Below are 9,012 nucleotides of genomic sequence, written 5' to 3' on the forward strand. Positions count from 1 at the left end.
TAGGCTCAAAAGTTACAAAATCTACCTCAAAAAAAATGCCTGCTATCTTCCGACAGCAGGCACCCCTATCAATCTATCACGTACTCAAAATTAATTCGTATCCACAAGCTCTACATTATACAAGAGCGGAGAGAAGGGCAAAATCCTTGTCAATAAGATCTGGTCCTGCACGAGCTCGTCGCGCACGGAAGAAGGAAAGACCTGTATACTACCTCCAAATGCCAGCTTTGATGGCATTACGAAGGTAGCCTTACCTCCTTCTTTCATTTTCAGAATTCCTTCCTTTAGGCCCTTTACGATATAGCCCCCATTCAGATCTATAGATACAGGTTGGCTGGGGTTGGTCTTATCCACCAGTGTACTATCCAGATAACGGCACTCATAATGGATCTTTACCCTGCTCATGCTGGTTGGCTGCGTACCCGTACCCTGCAATGTCTGGTTATAAATAAGCCCGGAGGATAGCTCCTCTTTATCCGTTACGGCTTTTGCGTCTAAATATTCCCTTAGCTCCTTCATTTCTTCATTATAGCGCTCATCTATCGTTTGAACACCGGCAACCTCCAGCTCCATGATAAATATGGAATTGGCATCAAAGTCATCAGCTTTATAGTCTCCATAAGCCAATGTGGAAGGAATATAGAACCTGAACCTCTCTCCTGTTTTCATCAGGTGAACAGCATAGTCCAGCCCAAGCGGAATTACACTTTTGTAGTCGTGCAGAAACCTAACCGGTGCCAATGAATCAGTTGTTTTTTCCAATTGCTTGCCTTCAAGCGTTTTGATATCATAAAAAACAGAAATGATGTCATTAGTCCTCACCGTTTCGCCCTGAGGGTTTTCTTCTAAAACTTCATAATAAATACCACTGGCATCTTTGGTTGCTGAGATACTCTTGTCCGAGAGGTATTTGGTGATCTTTTCATCCTCCTCCCTTCTCAATCGTTCAAGCTGGGTTTCTTCTTCTTTACACGAAGAAAAAATTGAGACTAACAGTGACATTCCTATCACATGCGCAATCGGTCTAATTGTTATCATATAAGTAAGATCGTTTTACTATTTATATGACACACCTGAATGCAGCATAGTTGGAACAGCAACCTAAAAAAATTGACAAGAAAAGTTCCATAAATGCACAAGAGGCTATATATCAGGAAGAAAACAGTAGAAATTATTTGAGAAAAAATAAATAAGTTTAAACACCTATCAGGTTATGAAAATCTCAAAGAGTTACTCAACAGGTTTGGTTACCCTTCGAGTTCTTCGCAGTGAAAGCCCAGCTCTTTCAAACTGGCAATCACATCACGGGTCCCGATGCCACGACTTACCACCCTGAGGATGTGGTCACAGTCCTGAATGTCAATATTCCAGTCTTCGATATCATCAGTGGTATCGAGCACCTCAGCCAGGGATGCCACCTGAACAGCATTAGTTATATTGGTTTTAAATACAAGTATATTGTCAATAATTGATGAACCCATCTTGTTTTGTATTTTCCTGTTACCAATGGTCTTATACGGCTGGAATGAACTTTTGATTATCAATCTGTTAAAAATGTTAAAATTTCCGGCTCCAGGATGCATATTTCTCCTTCATACACCTGGCACATGGCCTGTACCCTAGTTCAACTGCCTCTCTTTCACAGGCAAAAAACACCCTGTTCTCCATTTTCATACGTTTACCGCAAGCACAGTCCAGCATACCATAGATTTTCAACCTCCTGTTTCCGGCATAACAAATTTTTCCGGCAAGGATCACCCGGACAACAGAAACCTTAATGTGCATCATGAAATATAATACCCACTGCTACGCGCTCTCCCCACTTTACCCTGCTCACACCGTGTCGCATGGCAACTCTATAGTACCCGCGCACGCCATTAACGGGCCGGTAGTTTGTGGTAAAAATGAGTATATCGCCCTGGTTCGGCTGTAGTACCTCAGCACTGGATTGCGCTCGAGGCCGTTGCTCCGTCATCACAAATTCGCCACCTCCAAAATCTTTGTTGGGCTGATTTAGAAACAAAACTGCCTGAAACGGAAAATATACATCACCATACAAGTCCTGGTGTAGTGTATTATAGCCTCCCTCCTCATATCTCAAAATCAACGGTGTAGGCCTTTTCTGCCCTTCTTGATGACAGTAAGATAAAAATTCGCCATGACCTGTCGGGTATCCGGCACTTGTCTTCAAGACTCTTACAAATTTATTGGCAGTTGGCACCAGAAAAGGATACATACCCGTGCGGAGCTGCTGAATAACCTCTGGTAAGGGATATCTAAAGTACCTGTATTCACCTTCTCCAAACCTATACCTGCCCATGTCTATGGTACTCCTGAAAAGATGGTCCTGTGAATACAAAACTTTAAGTTCTGTACACTCGTCAGCAGAGAGTACATTTTCCAAAAGAGCAAAGCCGCGACCGCACAGCTGTTCATCAACGTGATTCCAATCCTGGCTCTCGATGCGATGTTGTAAAGTTAATGCTGTCTCCATCATGCGGCATGCTCCTCCCCAAACACCTGGGCTGATTCCCAGCCGATAATAGCCATCTTACGCTCCTGCCCCCAGCGGTACTCACCTATACCCCCAACACTCTTGATTACTCTGTGGCAGGGAATAAGATATCCTACCGGGTTTTTACCGATGCTGGTTCCTATCGCCCTTTGCGCCGTAGGTTGGCTGATCTGATTGGCGATTTCACTATACGACACCAGTTTCCCCTCAGGGATCCTGAGCAAGGCTTCCCATACTTTCAACTGAAACTCCGTTCCTTTCAGGTGTAGCCTGATCTTTTCAGGATTGTCAAGGTTTTTATTGAAGAACTTTCTTACGGTATCGTGGTCACCATCTGCTCCCATTCCCAGATGTGCTTTTGGCCATAGCATTTTGAGTTCTTCCACTACTTGTTCTTCATCATCAAAAAAGAGCAGGTTGCACACTCCCTTGCCGGTGGTAGCGATCAGGTAATTGCCAAACAAGCATTCATTGATGCTGTACTTTATAGAAAGATTCTCTCCCTGGTTCTTATACTCTCCGGGAGTCATGCCCTCAATATTCACAAAAAGATCATGCAGCCTGCCTGAGCCTGAAAGACCGGTTTGGAAAGTCGTCTCTTCCAGGGAATGCTGTTGAGAAAGTACCTTCTTGGCATGTGCTAAACTGAGGTATTGCAGAAACTTCTTGGGCGATACACCTGCCCATTTTTTAAAAAGCCTCTGAAAATGGTATGGGCTCAAATGTACACTCTCTGCCACCTGTTCTAAATTAGGCTGATCCTTGAAGTTGGCCTTAATGTAATTGATTGCCTGGGCTATGCGTTGATAATCAGTCATATCTAATATTATTTACCAGATACAAATCTAAAGGTTGCCATAGCCGGAAAGTACCCGAAAATTGCTATAAATCCAAAACATGTAAATTTTTAGATTCAATGGGTGACCATGTTAATGTTATCACACCTGATACCTGCGTACGTACTAAAAAGACTTATAGCCAGACATAAGCCAATGTTAACCCCTGCTTTACTAAGTCTCTAAGGATTAGTAAAGCTAGACTGTGGGTTACCCGCAAGCCTGACTAAAAGCAAATAACCGTGTAAGAGATACAGGGATATTTATACTCATGAAAAGCATCCTTCCAGAACCTGTTATCGGAGGAAAAGCACTACATGTAAATTACGCTCAATCACGGCCATTATCAATAGCATCAAAAACTGCCCCGGCTGCCAATGCATAGGTCAGGTGAAGAAGGGCATCTTTGGCCAGTGCCTTGGCTCCCCATTTGGATGCCGGTGGCGACTCCGTCATGGCAGGGACCATCACCAGCTCTGTGCCCCAGATGGCACCAAAGTGGATAGCGGTAGCCGCAGGGCCTTTAATACCCGCTAATGACAATAATCCACGGCAAACTCCCCAGCCGGTGCCATAGCCCCAATGCATCAACTGCCCAAATTTCTCTTCATTCTGCTCTTTTACCGAGTTTTCTTCATTGCCTTGTTTCTTATCCTGCTCCTCCTTTTCTCCACCTCTGGGTTCCACGCCCAGCACCTTGCCACCTACTTCTGCAGGTGCATTGCTAGGCTCCCGGCCGCTGAGCTTCATTTCGATCATCTGTGCAATAGTTATGGCTACTGTACCGGCAATACCGGCTAGCAGGCTCCTGCCTATGGCTGATCCCACACTTCCCACATTTCTTTCTATATCATCAGTTTTCATCGTTATTCAATTTTAGTTGTGTTGATTATTCTCAATGGGAGGCATGGGCCTGCACCTCTTCTTTTTCCTTCTCCTTTAAGCGTGAAGGCATTTCCAGCTTGTTTTCCTTATACCATTTCACAGGGTCTTCCTTCAGCTTTGAAATGATAACCGAAAGGGTATCCAGCAAACGGTGACTGGGCACCCAGCCCAGCAATTCCTTCGCCCTTGACACATCCAACTCATAATGATCATCTGCCCTGTCGATCATCCATGGCTTGATGAAAGGGTCTCCGAACAAGTTCATGCCCCACGAGCCGATTTTAGCAAGTGCCTCAGGTACTTCATAGGTTTCCCAATCTTCACCATGAATAAGTTTTCCTATGCGCTGCTGCAGATCTTCATAGCTGGGGGTTTCAGGCTCACCTATATTTATGGCTACCTCCTCTGGCAACTCCTTCCGCTTCTCTACGGTTTTAATCAACGCATCCAGCACATCGTCCAGGTGAACGAATACATTACCATGCGATGTATCGCCAGAGTAGAAATGACTGGTAAACTGCTTCTCATAGATGCGCTGTATCTGATGGGAAATCGGAATTGAATGCCCCTCATCGTCATAGACCCCTGCCATACGAAGAAGCACCGTCTTCATGGCTCCATGTTTCTCTTTGATTACCTGCTCCGTATCTGCCTTGGACTCAGGGTAGTCCCAGTTTGGCGCAATAGGGCAATCTTCGTTGATCTTTTGCCCGGGCACCGTTGGTTTATAGATAAGATTAGTACTTGAAAATATAAATTGCTCAACCTCAAAATCCTGAAGCACATTAAGCAGGTTTTCAGTACCCTGGACCGTTACCTTCTCGTACAACGGACTTGGCTCTCCTGAAAAATCATAATAAGCTGCCAAGTGAATAACGGAGGCAATCTTATTTCCATATCCATAACGTACACGCTCCATAGCTGCTCTGATGCTGTCTTCGGAAGTAATATCAAAGTTTACACACTCTGCCTCTATAGGAGGGAAAGGGTTGCCGGTTTTGTCCAGCCCGATCAACCGGTAGTTTTTCACCAGCCGCTTGATAAGCTTAGTTCCAATTAACCCACTACTGCCTGTTACTATTATAACCTCTTTGCCACTATTCCGGGCTCCTGTATCATATGTTTGGTTTTCCATTTTATCCTTTTTTAGTCACTATGAGCAAGCCACCTATCATCAGGCTGCATCAATATTATAACACCTTTCCGGGCAAACTGTTTGTCTGGGAAAAGGCTTGTCAGCATCGCAATCACCATAACCTTTGGAAACAGTGCACTGTTAGAAACCTACATCACCAAATAAAGACCGATATGAAAAAGATACTAATGATACTTACTTCCCATAAAGAACTCGACAACTCTGATAAGACCACGGGTGTCTGGTTGGGAGAATTTACAGATCCGTATTATGAGTTTATTGATCAGGGCTATGAAGTAACACTGGCCAGCCCCCGGGGAGGCGAACCTCCGATAGATCCAAGAAGCGAACTAACCGAAAGCATCACCTCGTCTAACAGGCGCTTTAAAGATGATTCCGTGGCCAGGCAAAAGCTTAAGACTACGCTCACGCTGGCCCAGGTAAGTGCTGACCAATTCGATGCCTTGTTCTTTCCCGGTGGACACGGGCCTATGTGGGACTTGTCACAAAGCGAAGCCTGTGCTCATTTAATTTTAGACTTCTACAAACAACATAAACCGATAGGCGCTGTCTGCCATGGTCCGGCAGCATTGCTCAAAGCTGCAGAAATGAACCCTGAACTGTTAAAAGGAAGAAAAGTGACAGCATTTGCTGACAAGGAAGAGAAGCTTGTAGGACTTTACGACAACATCCCGTTTAGCTTGCAGGAACGGCTCGAAGCCTTGGGGGCAGATTATGATGCAGCTTTGATTCCCTTTACATCAAAGGTAAGAGTTGACGGTTTGATTATTACAGGACAAAACCCTGCATCGGCAGGATCTACAGCCAAAAAGCTGATCGAAGTGCTGGAGAGCGTTTATCAGGAATAGGGAAAATTCAGGAAAGCTATATCAAAGGATTTGTACTCACTTTTGATATAGCTTTTTCATTTCTATTTAATCACTCACCAACTACCCAACCGGCCACAGTCACCACGCGTTTGGCCTGGTGCACTACCGCCTTTCTGATGTTCTCCTTATCCGGCTTCATATTGCCTTCCATGTCTACCGATACACTCGTACCGTAAGGGTTGCCCCCGGCTGCATAAGTCACCTCATCCGTATACCCCGGAGCTACAACTATAGCACCCCAGTGATACATGGTGGTATATAGCGACAGCAATGTAGATTCTTGCCCTCCATGCGGATTCATGGCACTGGTCATGGCGGTAACCACTTTATTGGTAAGCTTACCCTTCTGCCACAAAGGCCCGGTGGAATCCATGAATTGCTTCATCTGGGCAGGTACATTTCCATAGCGTGTAGGCACACTGAATATAACAGCATCAGCCCACTCAAGATCATCCAGCGACACCTCTTTTACATCCTGAGTAGCTTTATGATGCTTTTCCCAGGCCGGATTGGCCGATATAGCTGATTGAGGTGCCAGCTCAGCCGCTTTCCTTATCCTCACTTCAGAACCTTCTTTCTCGGCGCTTTCTGCTGCCCATTGGGCCAATTGATAGTTTGTTCCTGTTGAGCTGTAGTAAATCACAGCCGTTTTTATTTTAGCCATAGTCACTTTTGTTTTAATGAATGTTTAAACATTAACATACAACTTCAATAGTTGTTTTCGATTAAAACAGACTTATTTGGCTTCTTTTAGGTTGTCACCGTGTCCGAAGGTCCTCTATCCTCATCCTCCTTATCCTCATTATGCAGATAAAGCGTACGTGTAGGGTAAGCAATAGAGACTCCCATTTTCTCAAATTCCTCGAATATCCTGAAATTGATGGCTTGTTGCGTATCCATGTATTTGTTATAATCGGAACTCAAAACATAATATACAATCTCAAAATCCAGGCTGGAATCTCCATACTTCTGAAAATGTGCCCTGTCAAACTCAACATCAGGCTGCTCTAAAATTATGGATTTCAAAAGCTCGGGGATCTGTTTTAGCTGGTTATAGGGCGTCTGATACACAACGCCTACTTTGAATACCACCCTCCTTCGCTCCATCCTCTTGTAGTTGTGTATTCTGGAATTGGTCAAATCGCTATTGGCAAATACCAATTGCTCTCCGGAAAGGCTTTTGACACGAGTAGTTTTTACGCCGATGTACTCCACTGTTCCGAGCTTATCATCAACGATCAAAAAGTCACCTACCTCGAAAGGCCGGTCGAAAAATATGACAAAATAGTTGAAAAGGTCTCCCAGGATATTTTGCGCTGCCAGGGCAATGGCAATACCTCCAACACCAAGACCGGCCACAACTGCCGTTACATCATAGCCCATGTTATCAAAAAAGAACAGCAAGCCTATGAGCCATATGATAACGTTGATAATGATCATCAACCCACCGATCTGCTTTACTTTTTCCTCACCGTTTTCCTGACGCCTGATGTATACCCGCAAAAGCCTGAGAATAGTTGAAGATACAAATCTGATAATCAGGTAAGTGATTACCACCGTCATGGCAATGGTGACGATATTCTCCGCTCGCTCCGACAGGTTGAGGTAGTTTATAGATACATATACGACTGTAGCATACAAAGCCGGTAGCCCAAAAGTGGCAATGGTATCTATAATATAATCGTCTATATCTGTACTCGTCTTCTCCGTCCATTGCTTTAGCTTTTTAAGCAACGTACGTTTGAAGACCTTGATCAGGATGATACCGAGCAAAATAGCTCCCAAAACAATGGCATAGTCCTGAACCGTATTATTAAAATAAGTTCTTTCCAGAAATTCGTTCATTACGCTTTATTAATTGGTAAAACTTTTTGTATGCACAATTATATAAAGCGTTAGTGGCTCATTTGTTATAACATACCGTTATTTTATCCTCTATGAGTTCGACACGCGAAAAACTTAATGAATCGCCTCCTTACAAAGCTCAATACAGCAAATAGAAGAAAACAATGCCGATATGTGCCACAGTACTTAGTGCAAAGATCGGAACGGTAACTTTTGCAGGCATTACCGACAGGTTAGAAACCAGTATAGCAAACGAAAAAACGGTAACAACAAGATAAGGCCAGTCTCCCGCCTGGGTATGTAGCAATACCAGTAAGGTTGGTGGTATTATCACGCAGGTATGAATAAATATGATCACTGCCATTACCAGCAAACGGTTGTAATCCAAGGCTTCTGTCCATTGAGTGAAGCGGTTTCCGGGTGTATTTTTCTGATAGCTCATATCCTTAAATGCTTGTTTAATCCAGATTCAAAGCTATCGGATTTTATTTAAGATAAAAAGACCTTTTTATCTTAATTTATGCAAAATAACTTATCTCCTGCTTGAATAAGCAGAAAACAAGCCTTTTTACCACTACCAGACATAGACCATAAGACTGTCTACTTCTTCGAGCCACCAATACACCAGATGCAATCATGTATACCCTCTTTGTGGGCGTCCTGCAAGGACCTGCAAGGCAGATCGTCACCATGCTTCATAATGTCATTGATCTGGCAATTGGTTTTTACATTAAAAAGGTCGTGAACTTCTTTTTTGGAGTTGTCGATCAGATATCTCTCCCCATTCATATTTCCCCGGTGAGTGATGAGTACGCTTCGTGCCTGTTCCATTTGCAAAAAATTTAATTGGTTACATAAACAAATCAAAAAGCGGTTTGTGGGATGCAAAAGCAGAACACTTCTGAA

The 9,012-nt window shown here is 43.8% G+C and carries 12 protein-coding genes; 1 reads left to right on the forward strand and 11 read right to left on the reverse strand.

The features are described 5' to 3' along the window. Positions 1 to 90: 90 nt before the first annotated feature. The 7 genes from E1163_RS23070 to E1163_RS23100 form a co-directional block, all read right to left on the reverse strand. The gene (locus E1163_RS23070) at positions 91 to 1,038 is read right to left on the reverse strand and encodes an FKBP-type peptidyl-prolyl cis-trans isomerase (protein ID WP_155174835.1); all 948 of its coding nucleotides are present in this window, start codon (positions 1,036 to 1,038) and stop codon (positions 91 to 93) included. A gap of 209 nt (positions 1,039 to 1,247) precedes the next feature. Beyond that, positions 1,248 to 1,481 carry a hypothetical protein gene (locus tag E1163_RS23075; RefSeq protein ID WP_155174836.1) on the reverse strand — a complete coding sequence of 78 codons (234 nt, stop codon included), beginning with the start codon at positions 1,479 to 1,481 and terminating at the stop codon, positions 1,248 to 1,250. A 76-nt stretch (positions 1,482 to 1,557) separates the two neighbouring features. After that, positions 1,558 to 1,788, reverse strand: coding sequence for an Ada metal-binding domain-containing protein (locus E1163_RS31440; RefSeq protein ID WP_155174837.1), 231 nt, complete (start codon positions 1,786 to 1,788; stop codon positions 1,558 to 1,560). Continuing rightward, positions 1,775 to 2,497 (reverse strand): 2OG-Fe(II) oxygenase, encoded by a 723-nt coding sequence (locus E1163_RS23085; protein ID WP_155174838.1) that lies wholly within the window; start codon positions 2,495 to 2,497, stop codon positions 1,775 to 1,777. The genes E1163_RS31440 and E1163_RS23085 overlap by 14 nt, the downstream gene beginning before the upstream one ends. Then, entirely contained in the window at positions 2,494 to 3,333 is an 840-nt protein-coding gene (locus tag E1163_RS23090) for a bifunctional transcriptional activator/DNA repair enzyme AdaA (RefSeq protein ID WP_155174839.1), read from the reverse strand. The genes E1163_RS23085 and E1163_RS23090 overlap by 4 nt, the downstream gene beginning before the upstream one ends. A gap of 348 nt (positions 3,334 to 3,681) precedes the next feature. Beyond that, positions 3,682 to 4,215 carry a hypothetical protein gene (locus E1163_RS23095; RefSeq protein ID WP_155174840.1) on the reverse strand — a complete coding sequence of 178 codons (534 nt, stop codon included), beginning with the start codon at positions 4,213 to 4,215 and terminating at the stop codon, positions 3,682 to 3,684. Positions 4,216 to 4,246: 31 nt separating this feature from the next. Further along, the gene (locus tag E1163_RS23100) at positions 4,247 to 5,371 is read right to left on the reverse strand and encodes an NAD-dependent epimerase/dehydratase family protein (protein WP_155174841.1); all 1,125 of its coding nucleotides are present in this window, start codon (positions 5,369 to 5,371) and stop codon (positions 4,247 to 4,249) included. A 173-nt stretch (positions 5,372 to 5,544) separates the two neighbouring features. Here E1163_RS23100 and E1163_RS23105 point away from each other — a divergent pair, with 173 nt between their 5' ends. Further along, positions 5,545 to 6,240 carry a type 1 glutamine amidotransferase domain-containing protein gene (locus tag E1163_RS23105; RefSeq protein WP_246223847.1) on the forward strand — a complete coding sequence of 232 codons (696 nt, stop codon included), beginning with the start codon at positions 5,545 to 5,547 and terminating at the stop codon, positions 6,238 to 6,240. A 70-nt stretch (positions 6,241 to 6,310) separates the two neighbouring features. Here E1163_RS23105 and wrbA read toward each other — a convergent pair whose 3' ends face one another. From wrbA to E1163_RS23125, 4 genes are all read right to left on the reverse strand, one after another. Continuing rightward, complete coding sequence (wrbA, locus tag E1163_RS23110; RefSeq protein WP_155174842.1) at positions 6,311 to 6,925, reverse strand: NAD(P)H:quinone oxidoreductase; 615 nt, start codon at positions 6,923 to 6,925, stop codon at positions 6,311 to 6,313. Positions 6,926 to 7,011: 86 nt separating this feature from the next. Continuing rightward, on the reverse strand, positions 7,012 to 8,106 hold the full coding sequence (locus E1163_RS23115; protein ID WP_155174843.1) for a mechanosensitive ion channel family protein: 1,095 nt from the start codon (positions 8,104 to 8,106) through the stop codon (positions 7,012 to 7,014). 139 nt (positions 8,107 to 8,245) lie between these two features. Continuing rightward, positions 8,246 to 8,548, reverse strand: a complete 303-nt coding sequence (locus tag E1163_RS23120) for a hypothetical protein (RefSeq protein WP_155174844.1) — start codon at positions 8,546 to 8,548, stop codon at positions 8,246 to 8,248. Between the two features lie 158 nt (positions 8,549 to 8,706). Beyond that, positions 8,707 to 8,937 carry a hypothetical protein gene (locus E1163_RS23125; protein WP_155174845.1) on the reverse strand — a complete coding sequence of 77 codons (231 nt, stop codon included), beginning with the start codon at positions 8,935 to 8,937 and terminating at the stop codon, positions 8,707 to 8,709. Positions 8,938 to 9,012: the final 75 nt, after the last annotated feature.

Origin of the sequence: Fulvivirga kasyanovii, from assembly GCF_009711405.1 — a bacterium.
Taxonomy (GTDB): Bacteria; Bacteroidota; Bacteroidia; order Cytophagales; family Cyclobacteriaceae; genus Fulvivirga; species Fulvivirga kasyanovii.

Coding starts and splice junctions, on each gene's coding strand:
- E1163_RS23070 (WP_155174835.1), bottom strand. CDS start 1,038: ATGATAACAATTAGACCGATTGCGCATGTGATAGGAATGTCACTGTTA.
- E1163_RS23075 (WP_155174836.1), bottom strand. CDS start 1,481: ATGGGTTCATCAATTATTGACAATATACTTGTATTTAAAACCAATATA.
- E1163_RS31440 (WP_155174837.1), bottom strand. CDS start 1,788: ATGATGCACATTAAGGTTTCTGTTGTCCGGGTGATCCTTGCCGGAAAA.
- E1163_RS23085 (WP_155174838.1), bottom strand. CDS start 2,497: ATGATGGAGACAGCATTAACTTTACAACATCGCATCGAGAGCCAGGAT.
- E1163_RS23090 (WP_155174839.1), bottom strand. CDS start 3,333: ATGACTGATTATCAACGCATAGCCCAGGCAATCAATTACATTAAGGCC.
- E1163_RS23095 (WP_155174840.1), bottom strand. CDS start 4,215: ATGAAAACTGATGATATAGAAAGAAATGTGGGAAGTGTGGGATCAGCC.
- E1163_RS23100 (WP_155174841.1), bottom strand. CDS start 5,371: ATGGAAAACCAAACATATGATACAGGAGCCCGGAATAGTGGCAAAGAG.
- E1163_RS23105 (WP_246223847.1), top strand. CDS start 5,545: ATGAAAAAGATACTAATGATACTTACTTCCCATAAAGAACTCGACAAC.
- wrbA (WP_155174842.1), bottom strand. CDS start 6,925: ATGGCTAAAATAAAAACGGCTGTGATTTACTACAGCTCAACAGGAACA.
- E1163_RS23115 (WP_155174843.1), bottom strand. CDS start 8,106: ATGAACGAATTTCTGGAAAGAACTTATTTTAATAATACGGTTCAGGAC.
- E1163_RS23120 (WP_155174844.1), bottom strand. CDS start 8,548: ATGAGCTATCAGAAAAATACACCCGGAAACCGCTTCACTCAATGGACA.
- E1163_RS23125 (WP_155174845.1), bottom strand. CDS start 8,937: ATGGAACAGGCACGAAGCGTACTCATCACTCACCGGGGAAATATGAAT.